The 24943-nt window shown below is 70.2% G+C and carries 21 protein-coding genes and 6 pseudogenes; 7 read left to right on the forward strand and 20 right to left on the reverse strand.

Annotated elements, in window-relative coordinates; translation table 11 throughout:
- Positions 1-123: 123 nt before the first annotated feature.
- The 3 genes and pseudogenes from LRS04_RS28390 to LRS04_RS21560 form a co-directional block, all read right to left on the reverse strand.
- Positions 124-387: pseudogene (locus LRS04_RS28390) on the reverse strand (M10 family metallopeptidase C-terminal domain-containing protein); the annotation flags it as partial.
- Positions 285-4637 (reverse strand): Calx-beta domain-containing protein, encoded by a 4353-nt coding sequence (locus LRS04_RS21555; protein WP_308238199.1) that lies wholly within the window; start codon positions 4635-4637, stop codon positions 285-287. The pseudogene LRS04_RS28390 and the gene LRS04_RS21555, both read right to left, overlap by 103 nt.
- A gap of 172 nt (positions 4638-4809) precedes the next feature.
- On the reverse strand, positions 4810-5445 hold the full coding sequence (locus LRS04_RS21560) for a DsbA family protein (protein WP_257818139.1): 636 nt from the start codon (positions 5443-5445) through the stop codon (positions 4810-4812).
- Between the two features lie 270 nt (positions 5446-5715).
- Between LRS04_RS21560 and LRS04_RS21565 the strand changes: the two genes are divergently transcribed.
- On the forward strand, positions 5716-5937 hold the full coding sequence (locus LRS04_RS21565) for a DUF2188 domain-containing protein (RefSeq protein WP_257818140.1): 222 nt from the start codon (positions 5716-5718) through the stop codon (positions 5935-5937).
- On the opposite strand, the gene LRS04_RS21570 is transcribed toward LRS04_RS21565, so the two are convergent.
- Complete coding sequence (locus LRS04_RS21570; protein WP_257818141.1) at positions 5934-6296, reverse strand: DUF6481 family protein; 363 nt, start codon at positions 6294-6296, stop codon at positions 5934-5936. The genes LRS04_RS21565 and LRS04_RS21570 overlap by 4 nt on opposite strands.
- A gap of 73 nt (positions 6297-6369) precedes the next feature.
- Complete coding sequence (gene ndk / locus LRS04_RS21575; RefSeq protein WP_257818142.1) at positions 6370-6789, reverse strand: nucleoside-diphosphate kinase; 420 nt, start codon at positions 6787-6789, stop codon at positions 6370-6372.
- Between the two features lie 225 nt (positions 6790-7014).
- Here ndk and LRS04_RS21580 point away from each other — a divergent pair, with 225 nt between their 5' ends.
- Together LRS04_RS21580 and LRS04_RS21585 are read left to right on the forward strand one after the other, a co-directional pair.
- The gene (locus LRS04_RS21580; protein ID WP_257818143.1) at positions 7015-8892 is read left to right on the forward strand and encodes an ABC-F family ATP-binding cassette domain-containing protein; all 1878 of its coding nucleotides are present in this window, start codon (positions 7015-7017) and stop codon (positions 8890-8892) included.
- A 57-nt stretch (positions 8893-8949) separates the two neighbouring features.
- Positions 8950-10077: a YihY/virulence factor BrkB family protein gene (locus LRS04_RS21585; RefSeq protein WP_257818144.1), complete on the forward strand. Its 1128-nt coding sequence runs from the start codon at positions 8950-8952 to the stop codon at positions 10075-10077.
- A gap of 19 nt (positions 10078-10096) precedes the next feature.
- Here the strand turns inward: LRS04_RS21585 and LRS04_RS21590 are convergent, their stop codons facing one another.
- The gene (locus LRS04_RS21590; protein ID WP_257818145.1) at positions 10097-10384 is read right to left on the reverse strand and encodes a hypothetical protein; all 288 of its coding nucleotides are present in this window, start codon (positions 10382-10384) and stop codon (positions 10097-10099) included.
- A 57-nt stretch (positions 10385-10441) separates the two neighbouring features.
- Positions 10442-10768 (reverse strand): polyhydroxyalkanoic acid system family protein, encoded by a 327-nt coding sequence (locus LRS04_RS21595; protein ID WP_308238200.1) that lies wholly within the window; start codon positions 10766-10768, stop codon positions 10442-10444.
- A gap of 68 nt (positions 10769-10836) precedes the next feature.
- On the opposite strand from LRS04_RS21595, the gene LRS04_RS21600 reads away from it, so the two are divergent.
- On the forward strand, positions 10837-11250 hold the full coding sequence (locus LRS04_RS21600) for a hypothetical protein (protein ID WP_257818146.1): 414 nt from the start codon (positions 10837-10839) through the stop codon (positions 11248-11250).
- Here the strand turns inward: LRS04_RS21600 and LRS04_RS21605 are convergent.
- On the reverse strand, positions 11247-11855 hold the full coding sequence (locus LRS04_RS21605) for a BON domain-containing protein (RefSeq protein WP_257818147.1): 609 nt from the start codon (positions 11853-11855) through the stop codon (positions 11247-11249). The genes LRS04_RS21600 and LRS04_RS21605 overlap by 4 nt on opposite strands.
- Before the next feature lie 106 nt (positions 11856-11961).
- Here LRS04_RS21605 and LRS04_RS21610 point away from each other — a divergent pair, with 106 nt between their 5' ends.
- The gene (locus tag LRS04_RS21610; protein WP_257818148.1) at positions 11962-13020 is read left to right on the forward strand and encodes a YbhN family protein; all 1059 of its coding nucleotides are present in this window, start codon (positions 11962-11964) and stop codon (positions 13018-13020) included.
- Here LRS04_RS21610 and LRS04_RS21615 read toward each other — a convergent pair.
- Together LRS04_RS21615 and LRS04_RS21620 are read right to left on the reverse strand one after the other, a co-directional pair.
- The gene (locus LRS04_RS21615) at positions 12990-13961 is read right to left on the reverse strand and encodes a magnesium and cobalt transport protein CorA (protein ID WP_257818149.1); all 972 of its coding nucleotides are present in this window, start codon (positions 13959-13961) and stop codon (positions 12990-12992) included. The genes LRS04_RS21610 and LRS04_RS21615 overlap by 31 nt on opposite strands.
- Before the next feature lie 50 nt (positions 13962-14011).
- Entirely contained in the window at positions 14012-14176 is a 165-nt protein-coding gene (locus LRS04_RS21620) for a hypothetical protein (protein WP_257818150.1), read from the reverse strand.
- A gap of 444 nt (positions 14177-14620) precedes the next feature.
- Here LRS04_RS21620 and LRS04_RS21625 point away from each other — a divergent pair.
- Positions 14621-16295 (forward strand): annotated as a pseudogene (locus tag LRS04_RS21625) (DUF885 family protein).
- Here the strand turns inward: LRS04_RS21625 and LRS04_RS21630 are convergent.
- The 10 genes and pseudogenes from LRS04_RS21630 to LRS04_RS21675 form a co-directional block, all read right to left on the reverse strand.
- A complete protein-coding gene (locus LRS04_RS21630; RefSeq protein ID WP_257818151.1) occupies positions 16292-16684 on the reverse strand; it encodes a cytochrome c in 393 nt (130 codons plus the stop codon). The pseudogene LRS04_RS21625 and the gene LRS04_RS21630 overlap by 4 nt on opposite strands.
- Positions 16685-16688: 4 nt before the next feature.
- Complete coding sequence (locus tag LRS04_RS21635) at positions 16689-18284, reverse strand: flavin monoamine oxidase family protein (protein WP_257818152.1); 1596 nt, start codon at positions 18282-18284, stop codon at positions 16689-16691.
- A 162-nt stretch (positions 18285-18446) separates the two neighbouring features.
- Positions 18447-19053 (reverse strand): annotated as a pseudogene (gene gmk / locus LRS04_RS21640) (guanylate kinase).
- A 75-nt stretch (positions 19054-19128) separates the two neighbouring features.
- Positions 19129-20009: pseudogene (locus LRS04_RS21645) on the reverse strand (YicC/YloC family endoribonuclease).
- Positions 20010-21062 carry an endolytic transglycosylase MltG gene (gene mltG / locus LRS04_RS21650; protein ID WP_257818153.1) on the reverse strand — a complete coding sequence of 351 codons (1053 nt, stop codon included), beginning with the start codon at positions 21060-21062 and terminating at the stop codon, positions 20010-20012.
- Positions 21059-22349: pseudogene (gene fabF / locus LRS04_RS21655) on the reverse strand (beta-ketoacyl-ACP synthase II). Before fabF ends, mltG begins: the two are co-directional and overlap by 4 nt.
- 86 nt (positions 22350-22435) lie before the next feature.
- Positions 22436-22675 (reverse strand): acyl carrier protein, encoded by a 240-nt coding sequence (locus LRS04_RS21660; protein WP_012522113.1) that lies wholly within the window; start codon positions 22673-22675, stop codon positions 22436-22438.
- A gap of 123 nt (positions 22676-22798) precedes the next feature.
- Positions 22799-23539, reverse strand: coding sequence for a 3-oxoacyl-[acyl-carrier-protein] reductase (gene fabG, locus LRS04_RS21665; protein ID WP_257818154.1), 741 nt, complete (start codon positions 23537-23539; stop codon positions 22799-22801).
- 18 nt (positions 23540-23557) lie between these two features.
- A complete protein-coding gene (fabD, locus tag LRS04_RS21670; RefSeq protein ID WP_257818155.1) occupies positions 23558-24502 on the reverse strand; it encodes an ACP S-malonyltransferase in 945 nt (314 codons plus the stop codon).
- A gap of 65 nt (positions 24503-24567) precedes the next feature.
- The gene (locus LRS04_RS21675) at positions 24568-24804 is read right to left on the reverse strand and encodes a hypothetical protein (protein WP_257818156.1); all 237 of its coding nucleotides are present in this window, start codon (positions 24802-24804) and stop codon (positions 24568-24570) included.
- Here LRS04_RS21675 and LRS04_RS28395 point away from each other — a divergent pair.
- A pseudogene (locus tag LRS04_RS28395) lies at positions 24703-24933 on the forward strand (alcohol dehydrogenase); the annotation flags it as partial. The gene LRS04_RS21675 and the pseudogene LRS04_RS28395 sit on opposite strands and share 102 nt — an antisense overlap.
- Positions 24934-24943: the final 10 nt, after the last annotated feature.

Genomic DNA, 24943 nt, shown 5'->3' on the forward strand with positions numbered 1-24943 from the left:
GCCGTAACCCGCGTCTCCCCGATATCGCGCGCCGGGCGTTGCGCCGCAAGGGCGGCGGCGGCGCAGACACGCCGCCGCGCCCTCCCGGACGCAGATTCCGCGGCGGCGGGCCGACGCCGGAGGCTAGGCGAACAGGAAGTCGTTCGAGCTCAGGCTCGACAGGCGGACATCCATCAGGGTGATCGAGTTCTCCGCGTCGTAGGTGATGACCACGTTTCCGCCGACCTGCTGGGCATGGCTCATGACGTCGGCGAAGTTGGCGAACTGCGTCCGGTCGAGCTGGATCACATCGTCACGGGTGTTGAAGTCGGTGATGCGATCGCGGCCGAACGCCCCGGAGAAGATGAAGCGGTCGGCCCCGTTGTCGCCGGACAGCGTGTCGGCCCCCGTCCCGCCGGCGAGGGTGTCGTTGCCGTTGCCACCCCGATCAGGTCGGCGCCCGCATCGCCGTCCAGGCGATCGTTGCCGTTGTCGCCCGAGATCAGGTCGCCGTCGTCGCCGCCGGAGATCGTGTCGTCGCCGTTCTCGCCCACCAGGACGTCGCTGGAGCCCCCGCCGGCGAGCACGTCGTTGCCGTTGCCGCCGTTCAGCGAGTCGGACCCGTCGAAGCCCGCCAGCCGGTCGTTTCCGTTGCCGCCGCTCAGGATGTTGATGCCGTCGTCGCCGTTCAGGGTGTCGTTCCCATTGGTCCCGAACTGCGGAAGCATCGGCAGGACGCCCGAGACCGTGACCTTGACCGTCGCCGTGCTCGTCGCGCCGGCGGCGTCCTTCATGGTGTAGGTGAAGGTGTCCGTGACCTTCAGGCTGGGCAGCAGCAGGAGGTCGAAGGCGTCGGCGTCGGCCGCATAGACGAGCTTGCCGTCCACGATGCTGACCGAGCCGCCGAGCGACGTCGCGGAGACGCCGACGATGGTGCGGATGTCGCCGGCATCGACGTCGGCATCATTGGCCAGCACGTCGATGACCACCGTCTGGTTGTTGGCGACCGCCGCCGTGTCCGCGACCGCGACCGGCGCGTCGTTCACCGCCGCAACGTTCAGGGCCACGGTCGTCGCCTGGGAGACGGCGCCCACGGCGTCGCGGGTGACGTAGGTGAAGCTGTCGGCCCCGTTGTAGTTGGCCGCCGCCGCATAGGTGAACGAGCCGTCCGCGTTGAGCGTCAGCGCGCCGTGCGCCGGGCCTTGCTGCAGGATGGCGGTGATGGCGTCGCCGTTCAGGTCGCTGTCGTTGGCCAGCACGCCGTTGGCCGCGGAGACCGTCAGCACGGCGTCCTCGTTCGCCGCATAGGCGTCGGCGCCCGCCGAGGGGCCGGTGTTGACCAGGAAGCGGCCGAGCACCGGATCATGGTCGGTGGGCCGGAAACCGGCCTGGCCGGAGTTCAGGTGGACGATGTCGAACTCGGCGGTCTCCGCCAGCCGGCCCGACACCAGCAGGTGGTCGATCTGCTGGGAGTTGCCGTCGAAAACGTAGCTGTAGCGCTCGTTGGCCGGGAGCAGCCAGGAGAGGTTCTGCAGCAGGCCGTCCTGCTCCAGGACCGTGAGCGACTCCTCGAACTGGAAGCCGTTGAAGTCGCCCATCACCGCCACGTGGCGGGTCGGGTCGGCCGCGAGGAGCTGCTGGACGAAGGCCTGGACCGCCTCGCTCTGCGCCTCGCGGGCGTCCTCGCCGGCGTTCACCGGCGGCTGGCGGTCGCCGAAGATGCCCTCGTCGCTGCCGATCCGCGAGGTGGAGTGCAGGTCGATGGCGGTGACGGTCTCGCCGCGGAAGACGAAGTCCGCGGCCAGCGGCTTGCGGCTGCCGGCGTAGGCCTCGTCCTCGGGGCTGACCAGCCGGGCGGAGCCCTCCACGTAGTCGACGCGGTCGGGGTTGTAGAGGAAGCCGTTGCGGATGTTGCCGCCGGGCTCGCCGCCGCTGCTGCCGGCGGTCGCCGGGGCGACCTCGACATATTCGTAGCGGGGGCCGCCGGCGGCCACGATGGCGTCGATCAGCTTCTGGGCGGTGGCCGCGCCGGAGAGGTCCGCGCCGCCGCCCGCCCCGTCCGCGTCCTGGATCTCCTCGACGCCGATGATGTCAGGGCTCCTCAGGGCGTTCACGATGTCCTGCGCCAGCGCGTCGAACTTCGCCTGCGGATCGTTGGGATCGAGGTTCTCGAGGTTGTAGGCGGCGATGGTCAGGCGGATCGCGTCGCCCACCAGGGCCGAGACCTCGTCGGCGGGAGAGCCCGGACCGGTGCGGTTGGCGATCTGGGTCGCCACCACCTCGTAGTCGCCGCCGAAGTAGCTGATGACACCGGTGACGTCGCCCAGGCTGTCGCCCATGTCGTAGGCCGGCGAGAAGCCCGGCAGGACGCCCTGGTCGACATAGACCTCGATGCGCTCCGGATTGAAGTCGCCGGCGTCGACGGTCACGCCGCCACGGCCGTTGACGTCCGGGTTCCCGGCGCCGCCGTCGGTGACCACCCAGGTGGAGCCGCCATCCGAGAGGTCGGTGGCCCGGGCGTTCGGCAGGGTCACCAGCATGCCTTCCATGGATTTGAAGAAGTCCATGGCCTGGGTCGAGGGATCGTAGGCGTCGTCGTCGTCGCCGACGGCGTTCGGGACCTGCCGGCCGCCCTGCCCGATCACCGTGGCGGTGACCTCGCCCGCGCCGATCTTCGTGACGGTGGGCGTGGCGATCTGGGTGGTAGTGAGGTTGTTGCCCGTACCGAACTCGTCCACCTGGCCGCGGACGCTGACCTTGTCGCCGGCCACGACGCCGGGCGCGGTGTTGGTGAAGACGAAGATGCCGTCCGAGGTGGCGAGGTTTCCGTCGCCGGTCGGGTCCTGCATCCAGAAGCCGTTGGTGTCGACGGCGGTGACGACGCCCTCGGTCTTCACCTCCTGGTCGTCGTAGGCGCTGAGGTGGCCCGCGCCCTGGATCTCGTAGATGCGCAGGAACGGCACGTCGTCGTTGCGGATGGTGCCGACGCCCTGGGCGTCGCCGAGCGTCGCGCCATTGGTCGGGTTGGCGAGGTTCAGGAAGAGGGTCTCGTGCGCCTCGATGACCGTATCGCCGAAGACGGTGACCGCGACCGTCTTGCTCATCTCGCCGGCCGCGAAGCTGAGCTGGCCGGACGTGGCGGTGTAGTCGGAGCCCGCGCTCGCCGTGCCGTCGGCGGTGGCGTAGTCCACCGTGAAGGCCTGGGTCGGCCCGGAGCGGGTGACGGTGAAGGTCAGGGTCTTCGAACCGTCGTCGCCTTCCGTGACCGTGACGTCGGCGACGCGGACGCGGGCGGTGGGGGCCACCAGGGTCTGGTCGCCATTGATCTGGCCGGGCGTGTCGTCGGCGGACAGCGTCCAGCCGAAGTCGAGGCCTTCGCCCCCGGTCCCGGTGCGGGCGATTGAGGTCCCCTCGGCGTTGCCGAGCTCGGCCACGGCCACGTCGACGCTGGTCATGCCGGCGGCCGGGCCGTTGGCGGCCGTCATGGTCGCCTCGTAGCTGATGAACTCCAGCACTGCGCCGCCGGGCGCCACGAGGGCGATGCCGTCGGCCTCGGGGGTGGACGTGCCGCCGTTCTGCAGGCCGCTGGCGGCGAAGCTCAGGACGCCCGAGCCGTTCTGCAGGTTGGGGATGACGCCGGAGAGCTGGATGGTGGCGTAGGCCGCGCCGCCGTTGCCGTTGTAGAGCACCAGGGAATAGCCGGTGAGGTCGAGGCCGGCGGGGCCCGCCACCTCGATGAACTCGCCGGTGTCGGTCCCGGCGTCGTCATAGTGGAACTCGTTGATCCAGGGCGTGCCGACGATCGGCGGCGGCGCGTCGTCGTTGACGATCGTCCCCTGCCCCTGGCTGTCGGCGATGGCCGCGCCGCCGGTGGCGCCGGAGAGGTTCAGGAAGAGGGTCTCGCTGGCCTCGACCGTGGTGTCGCCGGAGACCGTGACGCTGACCGTCTTGCTGGTCTCGCCGGCGGCAAAGCTGAGCGTTCCGGAGGCCGCCGTGTAGTCGACGCCCGCCGTCGCCGTGCCGTCGGCGGTGGCGTAGCCGACGGTGAAGGCGCCCGTCCCGCCCGTGCGGGTGACGGTGAAGGTCAGCGTCGAGGCGCCGGCGTCGCCCTCCGTCACGGTGGCGTCGGAGACCGAGACCGTCGGCGGCGTGACGCCGCCGAACGACTGGCCGTTGTTGGTCTGGCCAGGGGTGTCGTTGGTGTCGAGAACCCAGTTGAAGTCGCCGTACTGCGTGCCCGAACCGGTCAGCGAGATGGAGGTGCCGGTGGCGTTCCCCGGCTCGACGACGCCGATGTCGACGCTGGTCATGCCGAGCGCCGGCCCGCTGGTGGCCGCGAAGGTTCCTTCATAGCTCAGGAACTGGACGACCTGGCCCTGGGCGTTGACGAGGGCGAAGCCATCCGGCGCGCCGTTCTGCAGCCCGTCGACCGGCAGGGTGATGGTGCGGAAGCCGAAGCCCGTACCGGTTTCGTCGGAGACCACACCGGAGAGCGTCAGCACGCCGCCCGGCGAGGTGTAGGCCTGGCCGTTGGCGCCGTTGTAGCGGACCACGGTCCAGCCGGTCAGATCCGTGCCGGCGCTGGCGGCGATCTCGATAAACTCCCCGGCGTCCGTGCCGGCGTTGTCGTAGTGGAACTCGTTGATCCAAACAGGCATGGAACTCCCCCACCGGAGCTCCCCAGCGCCGGTTCGCAAATGATGGCCGTCCGAGATGACCGCCTCCCGGGGCGGTCGCTATCCACCAGCTGTTACGTCCCTGTGACGGGGGTCAACAACGTTCGCCGAACGCGCGCGATCTGCCGCAGGAAACCTGTGGAAGAGATTGGTTTCAGGCCGAGATCTGCTCGATCCAGGCCTTGAGCGTGGCGACCACCTGGTCCGGCGGCGCATAGCCGCGCGTGACGACGCCATAGACCCCGGCCTCGTTGGGCCCGGCGACGAGGGTCGGGAAGCCGGTGACGCCGGCCCGCTGGGACAGGGCGTAGTCGCCCCAGGTCTCCCGCTTGGCGTCTTCGGCGGCCCACTGGGCGTGGAAGTCGGCGCGGTCGAGGCCGAGCTCGGCGACGAGGTCGGCGAGCACCTGCCCATCGGTGACGTTGCGCGCCTCGGCGTAGAACGCCCGCTGCACGCGGGCGAGATAGGCCAGCGCCAGCTCCGGGTCCTCGCGTCGCGCCACGACGACGGCGCGGGCGGCGGGATCGGTATCGTAGACGAACCCCTCCGGCAGGGCGGCCTCGTCGAACGGCACGCCCGAGGCGTCATGCACGTGTCGCCAATGGGTGGTGACCTCCGCGCGGGCCGCGAAGCTCATCGGCTCCTCGGTCCCGGGCCGCAGGCCCCCCAGGACCAGGCGGATCGGAAGCGCCCGGCCGAAGGCCCGCCGGATTTCCTCGATGGCCGGGGAGAAGCCGTAGCACCACGAGCACATGGGGTCGGTGAAATAGATCAGGTGCGGACCGTCCATGGCGCGTCTCCGAGCGGCGGCGGGAGGATCGCAGGCGCCGCTCCGGAGGTCACGCGGCTTGTGCCCCTGAGGCCATACCCGCACCGCGCGAACCTGCACTGGACGGACCGGTCGTACGAATGCGCCGGCCGGCGCGGCCAAGTGATAGCTTTCGTGGAAGAATCCGCCGCCCAATAGCCGTGCGCCCGCCATCCGCCGGTTCAGTTCCGAGGACGGCTGGAACCAACAGCGCCGTTGCACGCTGAAGCTTTATCGCGAGGGTTGTGCGGAATGGTCCAATACGCGGTCACCCTGAAGGATGGGGACTGGACTGTCTTCTGCGACGGAGCGCCGCTTGAGCGCGGCCTGTCGCGCTCGGCGGCCATTCAGATGGCGCGCGACCTCGCGTTCGACGCGGAGGAACGCGGCGAGCAGGTCGAACTTCTCATTCAGGGATACTACGGCGAGATGTCCCGCCGCATGAGCGGCGGGGGACAGCTGAGCCCGCCTTAGCGGCGGGCCGCCGACTTGGCTTCGCGCTTGGCGCGGGCCTGGGCCTTGGCTTCCGCCTTGCGCGCCTTGCGCTCGTCGCGCTTCATCGCGAGCTGAAGCTCCTCGTCGTTGGCGATCGCCTCGGCGCGCGCCGCAGCGGCCTGCTCGGCCTGGACGCGGGCGGCTTCCTTCTCGGCGGCGCGCTTGGCGCGGACCTCTTCCAGCTCGCGCGCCTTGCGCTGAGCCCGGGTCTCGAACCGGCCCTCGGCCTCGACCGCCTGGACCATCGGCTTGGGCTTGAACTTCTCGAGCAGCGCCTTCCGCGCCGCAGCCTGGGACTCCAGCCTTTCGCTGAAGCCACCGATCTTCATTTCTCGCATCGGGACTTTCTAGGTGGGGAAACACAAAGTTGGTCCGCGGGAAAACCCCCGCGGACCAGATCGGGTTGCCGGATCAGCCGACGATTTCGGCGTCCGTGAAGAACTGTGCGATCTCGATCTTGGCGTTGTCCTGGCTGTCGGACCCATGGACCGAGTTCTCGCCGACGCTCTCGGCGTAGAGCTTGCGGATGGTGCCGTCAGCGGCCTGGGCGGGGTTCGTCGCGCCCATCACTTCGCGGTACTTGGCGACGGCGTTGTCGCCCTCGAGGACCTGCACGACGACAGGCTCGGAGATCATGAAGTCCACGAGCTCGCCGAAGAACGGGCGCTCCTTGTGGACGTCGTAGAACTGCTCCGCCTGCTGGCGGGTCATGCGGATGCGCTTCTGGGCGACGATCCGCAGGCCGGCGTCCTCGATCACCGCATTGACCTTGCCGGTCAGGTTGCGACGCGTCGCGTCCGGCTTGATGATCGAGAAGGTGCGTTCGGTCATGGTGTTGTTCTTGGTCTCTCAGGACTGGGGGAGGCCGCAGCGGCGCCGCGGAAAGTGGCGGGCTCTATAAACGCTCGCCCCCGCCTCGCCAAGGCGCCAGCGGTCTGCTAAGAGCCCGCCCGGCCAAGTGGCGGCGCGGCTCCTGACATTCAAGCCCTGGCCTTCTCCACATACGCGATCCGGCGAGGGCTGGTCCGCGCCCGCAACTCCTGCCCGTCGTTTGTCATGCTTCAGATCCAGAACCTCGTCTTCGACGCCTGGGGCCGCCGGTTCTTCGACCAGGCGAGCGTCAGCCTTCCGAAGGACGCCAAGGTCGGCCTCGTGGGCCGCAACGGTGTCGGCAAGTCGACCCTCTTCAAGCTGATCCTCGGCCAGCTCGTCCTGGGCTCGGGCGAGATCGGCCTGCCCCGGCAGGCGCGAATCGGCTCCGTCGACCAGGAGCATCCGGCGACGCCCGTGCCGCTGCTCGACACCGTGTTGGCCGCCGACCTCGAGCGTTCGAGCCTGCTTGCGCGGCTGGAGACCGCCGCGCCGGAGGAGTTGGGCGACATCTACACCCGGCTGATCGAGATCGACGCCGACCGCGCGCCGTCGCGCGCCGCCGAGATCCTGGCGGGCCTGGGCTTCGCCAACGAGGACCTGGCGCGGCCGATGGCGGAGTTCTCGGGCGGCTGGCGGATGCGGGTGGCCCTGGCGGCCTCGCTGTTCGCCGAGCCGGACCTGCTGCTGCTCGACGAGCCCACCAACTACCTCGACCTGGAAGGCGCGCTCTGGCTGGAGGCGCGGCTGCGGAAGTACCCGCACACCGCCATCGTCATCAGCCACGACCGCGAGCTGCTGAACAATTCGGTCGACCACATCCTCCACCTGAAGGACGGCAAGTTGGAGCTCTACTCCGGCGGCTATGACAGCTTCGAGCGCCAACTCACCGAGAAGCTCAGGCTGCAGGAAGCCAACCGGGTGAAGATCGAGGCAAAGCGGGCGCACATGCAGTCCTTCGTCGACCGCTTCAAGGCCAAGGCGTCGAAGGCCCGGCAGGCGCAGTCGCGCATGAAGGCGATCGCCAAGCTGCCGCCAGTCTCCGCGGTGATCGAGGAGCACGTGGCGCCCTTCACCCTGCCCTCGCCCGAGCGACCCCTGCCCCCGCCGCTGATCCGCGTGGAGGGCGCGGCCGTGGGCTACGGCGACGCGCCGATCCTGAAGCGGCTGGACCTGCGGCTCGACCTCGACGACCGCATCGGCCTCCTGGGCGTCAACGGCGCCGGCAAGTCGACCTTCGCCAAGCTGGTGGCCGGCGCGCTGACGGTGGAGAGCGGCCACCTGCATCGCAGCGGCCGGCTCAAGGTGGGCTGGTTCCACCAGCACCAGATCGAGGCCATGGACCCCACGGACACTCCGCTGGAGATCATGCGCCGCGCCCTGCCCCAGTCCACCGAGAGCCAGAGGCGCTCGAAGCTGGCCCAGTTCGGCCTGGGCTTCGAGAAGCAGGACACCACGGTCTCCAACCTCTCCGGCGGCGAGCGGGCGCGGCTGCTGCTCAACATGGTGGCCATGGAGGCGCCGCACCTCCTGATCCTCGACGAGCCGACCAACCACCTGGACATCGACAGCCGCCGCGCCCTGCTGGACGCGCTGAACGACTACGAGGGCGCGGTGATCCTGATCACCCACGACCGCTCGCTGATGGAGCTGGTCGCCGACCGCCTGTGGCTGGCGGCGGACGGGACCATCAAACCGTTCGACGGGGACCTCGAGGACTACGCCCGCTTCGTGCTGGACCGTGCCCGGGTCGCGGCCCGCGCGCCGACCCAGGTGAAGGCCGAGGCCCCGCCGCCTCCGCCGCCCCCGCCGGCCCAGCGACCGAAGGTCCCGACCGGCCCCGCGCGCCGCCGCGCCGAGGCCGCCGAGGCCGCCCTCACCCGGGCGACCGAGGCGCTCGCGCAGATCGACCAGGCGCTGACGGATCCGCAGGTGTTCACCAGGGATCCCCAGAAGGCGGCCGAACTCGGACGCCGCCGCGAGCAGGCCCAGGCCGCGGTCAACGCCGCCGAGCTGGAATGGCTGGAGGCCCAGGAAGCCTACGAGGCGCTGCAGGTCGGCTGACGGAACCTGCGCCGCCCTGACCGGTTCAGCCCGCCGGGTGCAGGAGTGCGGCGGCGGATGGCGAGAACCCTCAGGAAGATAGTGCCCTGGCTGGCGCTCGCGGGCGTGGCGCTGCTGCCGACGCGGGCCGGACCCCGGCGCCCGCGCGACACGGCGGCCGAACGCCCGACGCGCCCGGCCTCGGCGCTCAAGGACGCGCCCGCGTCCGACCGCGACACGCTCGAACCCAGCGAGATGTTCGACGCCGCGCGCGGCCGGCTGGCCGAGGCGCCGCAGGACATCCCGGCGCCGGGCTGGAAGGACATCCTGATCCGCACCGGCAAGGAGTTCTCCGAGGACCAGGTTCCCCTGGTGGCCGCCGGTTTCACGTTCTACGCCCTGCTGGCGATGTTCCCGGCCCTGGCGTCCTTCGTGGCGCTCTACGGCCTGTTCGCCGACGTCGCCCAGGTGCAGGACCACCTCCAGGCGCTGACGGTGGTCATCCCCGCCGACATGCTGCGGTTCGTGGGCGAGCAGATGATGCGGATCTCCGCGGCGAGCGAAGGCGGGCTGTCGCTGGCCTTCGTGGGCGGCCTGCTGCTCTCGGTGTGGAGCGCCAGCGGGGCCACCCGCGCGCTGATCACCGCCATGAACATCGCCTACGACGAGGTCGAGAAGCGAGGCTTCGTCCGCAGGACGTTGATTTCACTGGCGTTCACGCTCGGCTTCCTGGCGTTCGGTCTCTGCGCCGTCGCCGTCATCGCCGCGCCGCCGGCCATCGAGCGCGTCCTGGGGCCCTCGACGGCCTTCGGCTTCCGCCTGGTGACCTGGCCCGTGCTGCTGGCCGCGCTGGGGACCGGCCTCGCCCTGCTCTACCGCTTCGGACCGAGCCGCGACCAGGCCCGGTGGCGCTGGATCAGCTGGGGCAGCGCCGTGGCGCTCGTGCTGTGGATGGCCGCCTCGGCGGCGTTCTCGGTCTATGTGGCCAACTTCGCCCACTACGAGCGGACCTACGGGTCGCTGGGGGCGGCGGTCGGCTTCATGATGTGGATGTACGTGTCCGGCCAGGTGATCCTGCTGGGCGCCGAACTGAACTCGGAGATCGAGCATCAGACGGCGAAGGACACCACCGTAGGGCCGGAGAAGCCGCTGGGCGCGCGGGGCGCCGTCATGGCGGACACGGTGGGCGCGAAGCAGGGGCGCTGAGCGCCCCCGCCCGCCGACGTCAGGTGATGTGCTTCGGGCTGATCGGATCCGAACCCGGGAAGGTCTCCTCGATGGCCTCGTCGAGCAGGGCTTCCTGCCGGTCCTCGGCGCAGGCTTCCTTCTCGGCCAGCTGATCGTGCTTCTCGCCCTCCGCCAGCGGCTCGGCCGGGCGGGAATGCGGCGCATCGATATGGCGGTGCTCGTCCAGCGGCTTGCTTTGGCCGTCGACGGCCATGTCGGCGTTGGCGCCGCTGGAGCCATGGGTGAAGGCCCGCTTGGCCTCTTCTTCCGTCTGCTTATGGGGCATCGAAACGTTCCTCGTTGACTTGACTGTAGAACCCCCGGCGACAGGGACGGTTGCCGGCTACTTCTTCTCCAGGAGGATCTGGCCCTCCTTCTGGAGACGCCCCTTGAGCTTGCCGGCGATCATGCCGAGCAGGTTGGGCAGCAGGACCTCCAGACGGACCACGGTCTCCTCCACATCGATGGAGCCGGAGATCGCCTGGCCCATCGCCTGGAGGGCGAAGTTCAGCCGGTCGCCGTCCCAGCTCTTGGTGAAGGCGCCCGCGGCCGCGCCCATCTGGGTGGAGAAGCGGGTGAAACCCTCCTCGATGCGGCGGCGGGCCTCGGCGCGGCCGAGCTCGTGGGGGATGTTGACGGTGATCGCCTTGCTCATGACGATCCAACGCACAGGCGGCGCTCAGGGGTTCCGAACCGGCCGCAAGGCCCCTAGGGTCGGCGCAGGGAGGACAAACCGGCGTGAGTGAAGATCGTAGCCTGTTCGGGGATGGGCGCTATCCCGAGGCCGGGCCGCTCGCCGTCATGGCGCGCCTGTCCCTGCTGGGCGCGGGCCTGGCCATCATCGTCGCCAAGTTCCTGCCGAGCGAGCTCGTGCCGGACTTCGTCCGCTCGCCGAACCTGCAGCACTTCGCGGCCTTCTATGTGCTGACCCTGTGCGCGCTCGCCGCCATGCCGCGGACGAGGCTCAGGACCGTGGCGGCCGGCGTCGGCGCCTTCGCCACGGTCCTGGAAGCGCTGCATCTCCTGAGCGGCGCCGCCCTGGCCCCGCTCATGGACAACTGGGTGGCCGACCTGGGCGGGCTGGCCGCCGCGACGGCGCCCATCGTCGTCGAGCGCTTCCGCCGGCGGTTCCCGCGGGCGACCGGCGCCTAGAGAAAGGTCCAGCCGCCCCGGTCACGGACGCGCAGGTTGTTCTGCACGTGCCGGACGCCGTCGATGTCGGCGATGTCCTCGATCCGGCGCCGGTCCTCCTTGCGGCGGACCGTGCCGTTGAGCGTGACCTCCCGGTCTTCGACGATCACCTCGACGTCACGGAGGTCGAGCCGGCGTTCGTCCTCCAGGCGCTCGACGATCACCGCCCAGAGCACGCGGTCCGAAGAGCCCCGGCGGCGGGGAGAACGGTCCTCGGCCGGGCGGCCGCCGAACAGGCCGCCGGTGCGTTCGCGCCAGGACCGGCCCTCGTCGCGGCGGTAGTCGCCGTCGTCCATCCGCCGCACGTAGTCGGGGTCGTCGGCCGAGAAGCGGCGGTAGGCGGCGCCGCGGTCGCGGTCGTAGGCGTAGTCCTTGGAATAGTCGGCCTGGCCGTAATCGTCGCGCCGGACGTCCGGCTCGGCGTCCGCACGGTAGCCGGCCCGGCGCTGCGGGTCGTAGCCATAGTCGGTGGAGTAGTCCGCCTGGCCGAAATCGTCGCGCCCCGCCGGACGCTCCTGGCGCTCCCAGCGCCCGTCGTCACGTTGCCGCCAATCTTCGCGCGCCATGGGTTATCCTCCTCGTCGTCTAAGCGGTCCGCGGAGAAACCTCAGCCGTGGGCTTCGGTTCCCCCCATGTCGTGACGCCGTCGCCGACTCCTGAGACACCAGAGGCGTGCGGAAGCCCCTTTCACCACCGGACCGTGCCGTCCCGGTCGCCGATCACCCGATCGAGGACGACATCGTCCAGGCCCTGCCCGGCCGCGAGACCAGCCTCCGCACCCTGATCTGGCGCTGGACGCTCCGGCTTGTGCCCCTGGTGCTGCTGTCGGCCGCCGCCCTGGTGCTCTGGCGGCAGTACCAGGACCTGAGCCTCGCCGATGTCGCCCTGGAGATCCGTCGCTGGGGCCCCGGCGCGATCCTCGCCGCCCTGGCGCTGTCGGCGGTGAGCTTCCTGCTCATGGGCGTGGTGGAGAAGGTCGGGCTCCGCTGGATGGGGGCCAACCTGCCATGGGGCCGGACACTGGCCACCACCTTCATCGCCAGCGCCATCGCCCATTCGCTGGGCGCCAACCTGCTGGTGTCCGGCGCGGTGCGCGCCCGGCTCTACGACCGGCACGGGATCAAGGTGAGCCAGGTGGCCGGCGCGACCCTCTTCCAGAGCTTCTCCTTCGTCGTCGGCATCTCGACCCTGGCCGGGCTTGGCCTGCTGCTGGCCAGCCATGATGAGCTGGCGCGGAGCGCGATCGCCACCCCCGTGGCCCGCGCCACCGGCGCGGTCCTGCTGGCGGGCGTCACCGCCTACATCCTGACGTGCACCTTCCATCGGAGACCGCTGCACGCCTTCGGGCGGACGCTCGCCCTCCCCTCGCCCGGCACGGCCCTGGTCCAGCTCGTCGTGGGCGCGATCGACAACGCCACCGCGGCGGCGATCATCTGGATCCTGCTGCCGCCGGGCGCCGTGGATTACCTGGCCTTCGTCGGCGCCTATGCCATCGCGCTGGTCGCGGGCCTCGCATCGACGGTGCCGGCCGGGGCCGGCGTCTTCGAGAGCATGCTCTCCGCCCTCCTGCCGCGGGCTGCGCCGCCGGCCGCCCTGGCGGCGGCCTTTCTCGGATACCGCCTGAGCTACTTCGTCCTGCCGCTGCTGGTGGCCGTAGCGGCGCTTGCCGGCCACACGATGAGCCGCGCCTACCGCGCCCGTCAGAGCCAGCGGGACTCCTTGAAGCGGTAGTAGAGGCCGGCGCAGATCACGGCGATCGCCGCCAGGACGAGATAGTACCCATAGGTCCACTCCAGCTCCGGCATGTGCCTGAAGTTCATGCCGTAGATCCCCGCCACCGCGGTCGGCACGGCCAGGATGGCGGCCCAGGCGGCGAGCTTGCGGGTGATCACGCCCTGGCGCTGCTGCTCCAGGAGGTTGGCGACCTCGAAGACCGAGCCGAGCGCGTCGCGCAGCGTCTCCACCCGCACCGCGACCCGGCGGACGTGATCGAGGACGTCGCGGAAGTAGGGCCGGACCTCCGGGTCGATGCAGGGCGTGTCGAGGTGCTCCAGCCGGCTGGCCATCTCCTCCATGGGGCCGAGGATGCGGCGGAAGCGCGTGAGCTCGCGGCGCAGCTCGAAGATGCGGGTGATCTCGGGCCGGCTGAGGAAGCTGTCGAGGGTGCGCTGCTCCATCTCCAGCACCTCTTCCTCGAGCGAATCGACGATCGGCAGGTAGCCGTCGACGATGAAGTCGAGGACGGCGTGCAGCACATAGTCGCCGCCATGCGCCAGGAGCCGCGGCGCGGCCTCGAGCTGGGCCCGCAGCGCCGTGTGCGCCCGGGCCGAGCCATGGCGGACGGTGATGATGTGCTGGGGGCCGACGAAGATGTGGGTCTCGCCGAAGGCGATGTCCTGATCCTCGTCGAGCTGGGCGGTCTTGGCGACGACGAACAGCTCGTGGTCGTAGACCTCGGCCTTGGGAATCTGGTGGGCCTTGAGCGCATCCTCGATGGCCAGAGGGTGCAGCCGGAAGTGGTCCGCCAGGACGCCGAGCTCCTCGGCGGTGGGTTCGTGCAGCCCGATCCAGGCGAACTCGTCGGGCGCGAGCTTCAGGCCTTCCGGCGCGCTCAGCGAGAGGCTGCGGACCGGCGCCCCGTTCCGGTAGGCGTTGGCGGCGATGACGCTCATGGCCAAGGCCTAGCAGCGCCCAGGGGCCGGACGCCACGCGGCGCGTGAGATCAGGCCGCGACCTCGCGCCTGGACTCGAACTCCGCCGCCTCGGCCAGCTCGCGCCAGCACTCGGCCAGGTGCAGGTAGCGTCGGCGGTTCGCCTCCTGGCCAACCTCCCTGGCTGCGGCTTCATATTCGGCCGCCCGATGGCGGCAGGTCTCTGCGTCGCGCATATCGCGTGAATGCCAAAGCCGAGCTCCGGTTGCCAGGCCGCAAGCTCGACCCATTCCGGGCTTCCTCCAGGTTGTATTAATTCGCGCGGCGCGGGGAATATCGCCCCTCGATTTCCTTGCGAAGGGTGATCGAGCGGTAAGCGGGCAGAGCCGTAGATATCGCCCGCAGCCGGCTACGTCCCCCAGACAGGGAGCCGGCCGCCCGACCGGGGGCGTTATCCCCGGCGCTTCTCCCTCCCCGTCTCGCGCCGCTTGTCCGGACCCCGCGAACCCGGCTAGGCCTTCGCGCGCAAAGTGGAGGAATAGATGCGGCTTTCCCGACGCCAGTTCACCCTGACCCTTATGGGGTCCGCGGCCCTGATCGCCCAGCCGGCGCTCGCGCAAGGCCAGGATGACGCCCGCCTGACCGCCTTCCTCGACGCGCAGTTCGAGGAAGAGGTCCAGATGGACCCGCAGTGGCTGACGCGGCTCGGCCGCAAGGAACGCTATTCCGAGCTCACCGCCCGCAGCGAGGCGCACGCCGACCGGGTCCTGGCCTGGCGCCGCGCCAGCGTGGCGAAGATGAAGGCCCAGTTCGCCGGCGCAAAGCTCTCCGAGGAAGCCCGCACCTCCTACGACATGTGGGCGCTGGAGCTGGACCGCGCCGAGATCGAGGCGAAGTGGCGGCGCAACGACTACATTTTCGTCCGCGGGGGGCCCCAGAGCGGCCTGCCGAACTTCCTGATCAACAGCCACCGGGTCGACACCCCGGCGGACCTGGAGGCCTACGTCGCCCGGACCCGGGCGATCGGCCCGGCGCTCGACCAGTCGCTGGAGCGGGCGAAGCTGGCCGCCGCGCAGGAGTCCGGCCGCCGCGCTTCGCCTTCGACCAGAGCCTGGAGGAGGTGAAGCGGCTGACCGCCGGCGCGCCGTTCGCAGCCGGCGCCGATTCCGCGCTCTTCGCCGACGCCAAGGCCAAGATCGCGGCCCTCCAGAAGGCCGGGAAGATCGATCCGGCGCAGGCCGACCGCTTCGTCGCCGCCCAGTCCGCCGCCATGACGCAGTCCATGCAGCCGGCCTACGCCCGGGTGGCCGCGTGGCTGACGGCCGAGCGCGAGAACACCGCGCTGGAGCCGCAAGGGGCGCACGCGCTCCCCAACGGCCGGGCCTATTACGACGACCTGCTGAAACTCCAGACCACCACCGGGATGACGGCCGACGAGATCCACGAGCTCGGACTCGCCGAGGTGAAGCGCATCCGCGGCGAGATGGAAGCGCTCAAGTCCAGGATCGGCTTTGCGGGTTCGCTGGAGGACTTCTTCGTCTTCATGCGCACCGACAAGCGGTTCTTCCTGCCGAACACCGACCAAGGCCGCGCAGAGTATCTGAAGGCCTCCGAGACCTACCTGGCCGCCATGCGCGCCCGCATTCCCGAGCAGTTCGGCCGCCTGCCCAAGGCGCCGCTGATCGTGAAGCGGGTGGAGAGCTTCCGCGAGGAGCCGGGCGGCGCGGCGCACTACAACTCCGGCGCGCCGGACGGCTCGCGTCCGGGCATCTACTACGTCCACCTGGCGGACACCGGCGCCACGCCGATCTTCGAGCTGGAAGGCACCGCCTACCACGAGGGCTGGCCGGGGCATCACATGCAGATCATGCTGGCCCAGGAGATGACCGGCACGCCGAAGTTCCGCGGCCAGTACGGCTACGGCGCCTACATCGAGGGCTGGGGCCTCTATTCCGAGCTGCTGGCCAAGGAGATGGGCTTCTACACCGACCCCTATTCCGACTTCGGCCGCCTGGGGCGGAGATCTGGCGGGCGATCCGCCTGGTGGTCGACACCGGCATCCACGCCAAGGGCTGGAGCGAGGCCGAGGCGCTTCGCTTCTACACCGCCAACTCACCGCAGCCGGAGGCGAAGATCCGCTCGGAGGTCCGCCGCTACCTGGTGAACCCCGGCCAGGCGACCTCCTACAAGGTGGGCATGGTCAAGATCCTGGCGCTGCGGGCGAAGGCGCGTCAGGCGCTGGGCGCCCGCTACGACCAGAAGGGCTTCCACGAGGCGGTGCTGGGCGCCGGCTCCCTGCCCCTCGATGTCCTGGAGGCCCGCGTCGATCGCTGGATCGCCAGCCGCGGGGTCTAGGGCGCGGCCTTCCGCATGGCCTCGACGTCGGCGACGCTCACAGGCTCCCGGTAGTCATTGCCGAAGTGGGTGCGCAGGTAGGTGATCAGCATCGCCTCCTGCTCCGGCGTGAGCGCGGTCTTGAACGGCGGCATGCCGGCCTTGCCGTTCTCGACCACGAACATGGCGTACTGCGGGCTGCCGAGCCTCGGGTTCGCGGCCAGCGCCGGGAAGGCCGCGGCGCCCACGGCCCCCTTGGCGTCGGGCATGTGGCAGGCCTGGCAGTACATCCGGTAGACCTCTGCGCCGGTCTTCGGAACGGGCGGCTTGCTGCCCCCGGGGCCGGGCTCGTCGGCGAGGCCCGGGGTCGCGGCGAACATCAGGGCGGTGGCGATCAGGGCTGGGCGCATGGGTTCAGGCCTCCAGGGCGCGCTTGTGCAAGCGGGTGATGGCGTCGAGGGCGGAGAGCAGCGAACCCTCCATCCAGCAGCCGACGTACGACGCGTGCTCGCCGGCCAGCACGACGCGGTCCTCGAGGGCGACCAGTTCCTGGTAGTGGTCCCGGCGGGTCTGCTCGTTCCAGCGCGCGCAGCAGCCCATGGCCCAGGGAACCCGGCTCCAGGCGACCGAGGCGCCGGAGAGGAACTCCTTGCGGTAGCTCTCCGGGTGGAAGACCGAGCCCTCCTTCAGCGCCACCTCGATCCGCTCCTCGGGCGTCATGCCGGCGAGGTTGAAGCCGCCCGCCCCGCTGGCGAAGGCGCCCAGCAGCACGGCCGGACCGTCCTGGAAGAAGTTGTTGTTGGGATAGGAGACGAGGCCGATCTGCTGGTTGGTGAAGGAATGGCCGCCATAGATGTCGGCGTCCTCCTCCCAGAACCGGCGGCGCATCTCGAGGCCGATCTTCACCTGGCCCGAGTAGGGCACCGCCTGGATGGCGGCGTTCTTCTTCTCCGACAGGTTGTTCTCGATCTGGCTGAGCACCGAGAGCGGGATGGTGCAGACGCAGTAGTCGGCCTTGGCCTCGACGGCCGCGCCGCCCTTGGCGACGTCGGTGTAGCTGACCGTGACGCCGGACCTGTCCTGATGGAGCTTCGTCACCTTGGCGTTGTAGGTGATCAGGTGGCCGACCTTACGGCCGAAGCCCTCGCCGATCTTGCCCATGCCGCCCACCGGCTGGAACATGGTGGTCTGGAATTCGTCGTTCATGAAGAACGCCATCTGGGCCCAGACGCCCGACTTCAGGACCTCGTCGAACGGGAAGAGGTCCGAGGGCTTCGGGGCGCCGTTCACCCCGCCGCCGGGGGGCAGGTCGAAGCCACGGTGCGAGGAGGACCTGAGGCCCTTTGTGTAGCGCATGTTCTCGTCGAGCATGCCCCAGCTGCGCAGCGCCTCCTTGAGGCGGTCGACGTCCTCGGGCGTCAGCCGGGTGTCGAGCGCCTTCTGGTCGACGGCCTTGCCAAGCAGTTCGGCGACATTCCCCTCGAAGTCCGCGGCCAGCGACCGGAACCGCTGCGGCGCGCCGCCGAACGCCTCGGTCGTGTGGACATAGGCGTTGTGGTTGAACTGGATGAACGGCTCCAGCGCCACGCCGAAGGCCTTGCAGTAGTGCAGCAGGGTCCGGTGGTGGTGCGGGATCCGCCAGGGCCCGGGGTTCAGATAGTTCCCCTTGGCGAACTTCACGTGCTGGGTCGCGCCGCCCATCTCGGTGTAGGTGTCGCCGCCATAGAGCGACCAGTTCCGGCCGCCGGGGCGGTTCTGGTATTCGAGGATGCGGACCTTGTAGCCGGCCTTCTCGAGCTCGTAGGCCGCCAGCATTCCGGCCAGCCCCGCGCCCAGCACGATGACCGAGGCCCCCTTCCGCGCCCCGGAGAGGTTCGGCGGCCCGTCGAACCGCGTCTCCGCGGCGTGCCCGAAGGTCGTCATCATCTGGTAGAGCGCCGCCGTCCCGCCCATCAGGCCGATGGCGTTGAGTAGCTGGCGCCTGGTCGGCGTCTGTTGTCCGGAACCCATCCCCGAAAGCCCCACTCGCGTTTGCACTGGGCGGGAAGCTAGAGAGCGCCCAGCGCGGGGCGCGACGGCCGAGCGCCGTCAGCGGACGGATTGGGGTGAAACGCCGGAACTTGCGCCGCCGGGCCCGGCGGATGGGCAGCGGGGCCCTTTGGGTCGCGCGCCCTAGATCTTCTCGTCCAGCAGGTCCTGCACGAAGGGCGGCAGCCAGGGATTGCGGACCGGCTTCATACGCTCGGCGCGATAGATGTGCAGGAGATCCGCATACGCCCGGTCGAAGTCCTTGTTGACGATGACGTAGTCGTACTCGCCCCAGTGGGTGATCTCGCGCTTGCCGAGCGCGAGCCGCTGGTTGATCACCTCTTCGCTGTCCTGGGCGCGCGCGCGCAGCCGGCGGGCCAGGTCCACCCAGGAGGGGGGGCAGGATGAAGACGCGAACGGAATCCTCCGGCGCCTGGGCGGCGACCTGCTGGGCGCCCTGCCAGTCGATGTCGAACATCACGTCGCGGCCGGCCTCCAGGGCGGCCATCACCGGAGCCTTGGGCGTGCCGTAGAGGTGGCCGTTGACCTCGGCCCATTCCAGCAGTTCGCCCGCCGCGATCATCGCCTCGAACTCGGCGCGAGTCTTGAAGTAGTACTCCCGCCCATCCTCCTCGCCGGGCCGCGGGCCGCGGGTCGTCGCGGAGATCGAGAGGATCATGCTCGCATAGTCCGCCACCAGCCGGCGCGACAGCGAGGTCTTGCCGGCCCCCGCCGGGCTGGACACCAGCATCAGCAGCCCGCGGCGGACGGTTTCCCAGGGCTTCGCGTCGTGGTGATCGTCTTGGAGGGTCAACGGCGGCCTCTGCTACTCGACATTCTGGACCTGTTCGCGGAACTGCTCGATGACGGCCTTCAGGTCCAGGCCGGCCGTGGTGAGGGCCGCGATGGCCGACTTCGAGCAGAGCGTATTGGCTTCGCGCATGAACTCCTGGGTCAGGAAGTCCAGGCGGCGGCCCACGGCGCCCTCCCCGGCCACGAGCTGCCGGGCGGCCGCGATGTGACCCACCAGGCGATCCAGCTCCTCGCGGACGTCGGCCTTCACCGCGAGCGCCGCGGCCTCCTGCAGCACCCGGTCCTCGGAGACGGCCTCGCCGGCCAGCTCGGCCATGCGGCGTTCGAAGCGCTCCTTGATGGCGATCGGCTGGGCCTGGGCGTGGCCCTCGGCCTCGGCCACCAGCTCGGCGATCCGGTCGATCTGCCCCGTCAGCACGGCCAGCAGCGCGCGCCCCTCCTCGCGTCGCGCGGCGAGCAGCCCCTCGTAGGCCTGGGCGATGGAGGCGGCCATGGCGGCCTCCAGCTGGCCTTGCGCCTCAGGATCCTCCAGCGCGTCGGCCGCCTCGATGACGCCCCCTCAACGCCAGCAGGCCGTCCAAGCGCGGGGGCGCGACCATGCCGGTCGCCATGTAGGCCGCCGGCGGTGAGGTAGCGCTCGAGCTGCTCGATGTTGATCTTCACGGCGGCGGCCTGCTCGCCGCGCCTGGCCTGCAGGCCGACGGTCACCTGGCCGCGCTGGAAGCGCGCCTGGGCCCCTTCGCGGGCGGCCCGCTCCAGGCCTTCGAAGCCCGGCGGGCCACGGAAGCGGACTTCCAGGTTGCGGCCGTTCACCGAGCGGGCCTCGACGGCCCAGCTCCAGGCGCCCTGCGCCCCTTCCGCCCGGCCGAAGCCGGTCATGCCCGAGATGGCCATCTAGCGCCCCGCCCCGGCCGCAGCCGCCTTCTGCCGCTCCACCTGGCGCCAGCGCGCGACATTGCGCTGATGCTCGGGGTAGGTCGAGGCGAAGACATGCCCGCCCGAACCGTCGGCGACGAAGAACAGCTCGTCCGATGTCGGCGGATTGAGCACCGCCTCGATCGCCGCCCGCCCCGGATTGGCGATCGGCGTCGGGGGCAGGCCATCGATCTGATAGGTGTTCCAGGGCGTCCGGGCGTTCAGCTCCGAGAGCAGGATGCCCCGCCCGAGCGGCCGCCCCTTCGAGACGCCATAGATGATCGTCGGATCGCTTTCGAGCCGCATGCCGCTGCGCAGCCGGTTCACGAAGACGGCGGCGATGCGGGGACGTTCGGCGGCGATGCCGGTTTCCTTCTCCACGATGGAGGCCAGCGTCAGCGCCTCCTGCGGCGTGTCGAAGGGCAGGCCCGGCTGTCGCTTCGGCCAGAGGTCCGCCATCAGCTTGTCCTGGGCCTCGGCCATCCGCTGAATCACCGTCGAGCGGCTGTCGCCGCGCTGAACCTGGTAGGTGTCGGGGAGCAGGGTCCCCTCAGCCGGAACGGGCGCCTCGCCCGTCAGCACCGGCGCCTTATGGACGGCCTCCCAGGCCATCTCGCTGGTCCAGCCTTCCGGCACGGTGACGAGGTGGCGAACGACGCGGCCGGCCTGGATATCGCGCAGGACACGGGCCATCGACGTCCCGCTTCGGAATTCGTACTCGCCGGCCTTCAGCGACCCGGCGGCGCCGCCCAGCCGGGCCGCCGCCATGAACAGGCCTCGCGAGCGGATGACCCCGGCGTCGGCCAGGTCGCCGGCGATCGTGGACAGGCCCGATCCGCGCGGGAGGACAACGGTGGTGACCTCGCCCTCGCGGGCCTGGGGGCCCGGCCCGCCGTAGGTCCACATCACCCAGGCGATGGCGACCACCGCGAAGGCGGCGATGGCGGCAAGCGCGCCGCCGAGCATCCGCAAGGGTCCCGGCGGGGCCTTGCGCGGGACGGCGCGGCGACGCGGGCGGGCTCTGCGGCTCACGCGACCTTCTTGAAGACCACCGAGGCGTTGGTGCCGCCGAAGCCGAAGGAGTTCGACATGGCGACATTGATCTCCATCGGCTTGGCCTTGTTGGGCGCCAGGTCGATGGGCGTCTCGACGGAGGGATTGTCGAGGTTGATCGTCGGCGGCGCGATCTGGTCGCGGATCGCCAGCACCGAGAACGCCGCCTCGATGGCCCCGGCGGCGCCCAGCAGGTGTCCGGTCGCCGACTTGGTCGAGCTCATGGTCAGCTTGGACGCCGCATTCCCGAACAGACGCTCGACGGCGCCCAGCTCGATCTCGTCGCCGAGCGGAGTCGAGGTGCCGTGGGCGTTGATGTAGTCCACGTCCGCCGGCTCCAGGCCCGCATCCTTGATGGCGTTGCGCATGGCGCGGAAGCCGCCGTCGCCGTCCGAGGCCGGGGCGGTGATGTGGTAGGCGTCGCCGGCCATGCCGTAGCCCGCCACCTCGGCGTAGATCTTCGCGCCGCGCGCCTTGGCGTGCTCGTACTCCTCGAGCACCAGGATGCCGGCGCCCTCGCCCATGACGAAGCCGTCGCGGTCCTTGTCGTAGGGCCGGCTGGCCTTGGTCGGATTGTCGTTGAAGCTGGTGGACATGGCCCGGCAGGCCACGAAGCCGGCGATGCCGACCGGCACCACGGAGCCTTCCGCCCCGCCGGCGATCATCACGTCGGCGTCGCCGTACTTGATGATCCGGGCGGCGTCGCCGATCGCGTGCGCGCCGGTGGCGCAGGCGGTGACCACGCTGTGATTCGGCCCCTTGAACCCGTAGCGGATCGAGACCTGACCGCTGGCCAGGTTGATCAGGGCCGACGGGATGAAGAACGGGCTGATCCGGCGCGGGCCCTTCTCGTGCAGCTCGACGGCGGTATCGGCGATGGCGCCCAGGCCGCCGATGCCGGCGCCGATCATCACGCCGGTGCGCTCGCGGCCCTCGTTGTCGTCCTCATCGGGCTGCCAGCCCGAATCCTTCACCGCCTCGTCGGCGGCGGCGATGGCGTAGAGGATGAAGTCGTCGACGCGGCGCTGGTCCTTCGGCGCGAGGGTCTGGTCGGGGTCGAAGGAGCCCGGCACGTCGGGGCCGCCGCCGCCGCGGCCGTCCACGCGCGGCACCTCGCAGGCGACCTGGCAGGCGTAGGCCTCAGGATCGAAGGCGGAGATACGGCCTGCGCCGGACTTCCCGGCGAGGATCTCTTTCCAGCTGTGCTCGACCCCGATCCCGAGGGGGGGTGACAAGGCCGATCCCGGTGACGACGACACGACGCATGGGTTGTCCTCAAACGAGAACCGCCGCGGCTAAGGGGTTGAGCCCTCGGCGACGCGGCGGTCAAAAATTCCAGCGAAGACGAGCGCTTAAGCGCCCAGACGCTCCTGGATGAACTTCACGGCGTCGCCGACGGTCTGGATGTGCTCCGCCGCGTCGTCCGGAATTTCGATGTCGAACTCTTCTTCAAACGCCATAACAAGCTCGACGTTGTCGAGGCTGTCGGCGCCCAGGTCGTCAATGAAGCTCGCCTTTTCGGTGACCTTCTCAGGATCGGCGTCGAGGTGTTCGATGACGATCTTACGGACGCGTTCGAGGACGTCGGACATTAGGTAGGTCCCTCAGGCTTAGTCAGTCTTTGCATTCGGCGACAGCGACGCTGGTGTCAACTGGCACCGGACCGGTTTGGTTCGGGCCGCCGGGTAGCATGTTCGCTCCGGCGACGCGAGGGGCTAGATCATCACCATGCCGCCGTTGACGTGCAGGGTCTGGCCGGTGACGTAGGCCGCCTCGTCGCTGGCGAGGTAGGCGCAGGCCGTGGCGACCTCGCGGCCCTGGCCCAGGCGGCCGGCGGGGATCGTCCCCATGATCTGGGCCTTCTGCTGCTCGTTCAGGGCGTCGGTCATCGGGCTCTCGATGAAGCCCGGGGCCACGCAGTTCACGGTGATCCCGCGGCTGGCGACCTCCTGGGCGAGCGCCTTGGAGAAGCCGATCATGCCGGCCTTGGAGGCGGCATAGTTGGACTGCCCCGGATTGCCCATCACGCCGACCACGGAGGTGATGCCGATGATGCGGCCGTGCCGGCGCTTCATCATCCCGCGCATGGAGGCGCGCGCCAGGCGGAAATAGCTCTCGAGGTTGACCTTGATGACCGCTTCCCAGTCCTCGTCCTTCATCCGCATCAGGAGGCCGTCGCGGGTGATCCCCGCGTTGGCCACCAGGATGTCGATGGGCTTGCCGGCGGCGGCTTCCGCGGCCTCGATCAGGCCGTCGACGGACGCCGGATCGGAGAGGTTGGCCGCCACCGCCGAGGTGCGCTCGCCGAGCTCCCCGGCGAGCTCCTGCAGCACCGCCTCGCGGGTGCCGGAGAGGACCACGTGGGCGCCCTGGGCGTGCAGGGCGCGGGCGATCTCCGCGCCGATCCCGCCCGTGGCGCCGGTGACGAGGGCGGTCTTGCCGCTGAGGTCGAACATGGCTTGTGCCTCTCTTCTCTAAAGAGTCTTGGCGAAGGCTTCGAGGTCGGCGGGCGTGTTCAGCGGCACGGCCTCGGCGTCCGGCGCGATCCGCTTGACCATGCCCGAGAGCACCTTGCCCGCGCCGGCCTCGGCGAACCGCGTCACCCCGCCCTCGCCGGCCAGCCACAGGACGCTCTCGCGCCACCGGACGCGGCCGGTCACCTGCTCGACGAGCAGCCGGCGGATGGTCTCGGGATCGTTGGTCGGCCGGGCGGTGACGTTGGCGACCACCGGCGCCCTGGGCGACAGGATCGTCGCGGCCGCCAGGGCCTCGGCCATCTCGTCCGCCGCGGGCTGCATCAGGGGACAGTGGAACGGGGCGGACACGTTCAGCGGGATCGCGCGCGCGCCCAGCTCCTTCGCCTTCTCGATCGCCCGGTCGACGGCCGCCTTGGCGCCGGAGATCACCACATTGCCCTGGTTGTTGTCGTTGGCCACGACGCAGACGCCGAGCTCGGCGCCGGCCGCGGCAGCCTCTTCGGCCAGGGCCACGTCGGTCTTGGGGCCGATCAGCGACGCCATCGCCCCTGCCCCGACCGGCACGGCCCGCTGCATGGCCTGGCCCCGCAGCTTCAGGAGCCGGGCGGTGTCGGCGAGGCTGATCGCCCCGGCGGCGGCGAGCGCGGAGTATTCGCCGAGGCTGTGGCCCGCCACGAAGGCGGCCTTCTCGACGCCGACGCCGAACTCCCGCTCGAGCACGCGGCTGACGGCGACGCTGACGGCCATCAGCGCCGGCTGGGCGTTCTCGGTGAGGGTCAACTGGTCCTCCGGACCTTCCCTCATCAGCTTGAAGAGCGCCTGGCCGAGCGCGTCATCGACCTCCTGGAAGACCTCGCGCGCGGTTGCGAAGGCCTCGCCCAGTTCGCCGCCCATGCCGACCGCCTGGCTGCCCTGTCCCGGGAAGATGAAGGCGAGGCTCATGGTCCCGCTCCGTCGCTGAAGAATCCGAGCGGCGAGGGTTAGGGGATATGGCTAAAGTGGGCAAGCTAGAGGGGGAGGACGCCATGAGAGCGGTCATTCGGCGCAACAAGCGGCTGGTCTGCGACGAGATTTCCGAACTCACGCCGGTCGACGGCCAGGTGCTGGTGAAGACGCTGGCCTGCGGGATCTGCGGGTCGGACCTGCATGCTCTCCACCATATGGAACACATGATCGAGCTCGGCCGCCGGGCCGGCGGCGGCGACAACGGCTTCGACCCCACGGCCGACACCGTCTTCGGCCACGAGTTCTGCGCCGAGGTGCTGGAGTTCGGGCCCAACACCGAGCGGAAGCTGAAGCCCGGCGCCCGCGTGGTCTCTATTCCCGTCACCATGACGCCCGGCGGCGTGGAGATGCTCGGCTTCTCGAATCGCCTGCCCGGCG

Source organism: Phenylobacterium sp. J367 (genome assembly GCF_024699985.1).
Taxonomy (GTDB): Bacteria; Pseudomonadota; Alphaproteobacteria; order Caulobacterales; family Caulobacteraceae; genus Phenylobacterium.

What these genes read in the sequence shown, in the direction of transcription:
- LRS04_RS21555 (WP_308238199.1), bottom strand. Translation starts at nt 4,637, where the DNA reads ATGCCTGTTTGGATCAACGAGTTCCACTACGACAACGCCGGCACGGAC.
- LRS04_RS21560 (WP_257818139.1), bottom strand. Translation starts at nt 5,445, where the DNA reads ATGGACGGTCCGCACCTGATCTATTTCACCGACCCCATGTGCTCGTGG.
- LRS04_RS21565 (WP_257818140.1), top strand. Translation starts at nt 5,716, where the DNA reads ATGGTCCAATACGCGGTCACCCTGAAGGATGGGGACTGGACTGTCTTC.
- LRS04_RS21570 (WP_257818141.1), bottom strand. Translation starts at nt 6,296, where the DNA reads ATGCGAGAAATGAAGATCGGTGGCTTCAGCGAAAGGCTGGAGTCCCAG.
- ndk (WP_257818142.1), bottom strand. Translation starts at nt 6,789, where the DNA reads ATGACCGAACGCACCTTCTCGATCATCAAGCCGGACGCGACGCGTCGC.
- LRS04_RS21580 (WP_257818143.1), top strand. Translation starts at nt 7,015, where the DNA reads ATGCTTCAGATCCAGAACCTCGTCTTCGACGCCTGGGGCCGCCGGTTC.
- LRS04_RS21585 (WP_257818144.1), top strand. Translation starts at nt 8,950, where the DNA reads ATGGCGAGAACCCTCAGGAAGATAGTGCCCTGGCTGGCGCTCGCGGGC.
- LRS04_RS21590 (WP_257818145.1), bottom strand. Translation starts at nt 10,384, where the DNA reads ATGCCCCATAAGCAGACGGAAGAAGAGGCCAAGCGGGCCTTCACCCAT.
- LRS04_RS21605 (WP_257818147.1), bottom strand. Translation starts at nt 11,855, where the DNA reads ATGGCGCGCGAAGATTGGCGGCAACGTGACGACGGGCGCTGGGAGCGC.
- LRS04_RS21615 (WP_257818149.1), bottom strand. Translation starts at nt 13,961, where the DNA reads ATGAGCGTCATCGCCGCCAACGCCTACCGGAACGGGGCGCCGGTCCGC.
- LRS04_RS21620 (WP_257818150.1), bottom strand. Translation starts at nt 14,176, where the DNA reads ATGCGCGACGCAGAGACCTGCCGCCATCGGGCGGCCGAATATGAAGCC.
- LRS04_RS21630 (WP_257818151.1), bottom strand. Translation starts at nt 16,684, where the DNA reads ATGCGCCCAGCCCTGATCGCCACCGCCCTGATGTTCGCCGCGACCCCG.
- LRS04_RS21635 (WP_257818152.1), bottom strand. Translation starts at nt 18,284, where the DNA reads ATGGGTTCCGGACAACAGACGCCGACCAGGCGCCAGCTACTCAACGCC.
- LRS04_RS21660 (WP_012522113.1), bottom strand. Translation starts at nt 22,675, where the DNA reads ATGTCCGACGTCCTCGAACGCGTCCGTAAGATCGTCATCGAACACCTC.
- fabG (WP_257818154.1), bottom strand. Translation starts at nt 23,539, where the DNA reads ATGTTCGACCTCAGCGGCAAGACCGCCCTCGTCACCGGCGCCACGGGC.
- fabD (WP_257818155.1), bottom strand. Translation starts at nt 24,502, where the DNA reads ATGAGCCTCGCCTTCATCTTCCCGGGACAGGGCAGCCAGGCGGTCGGC.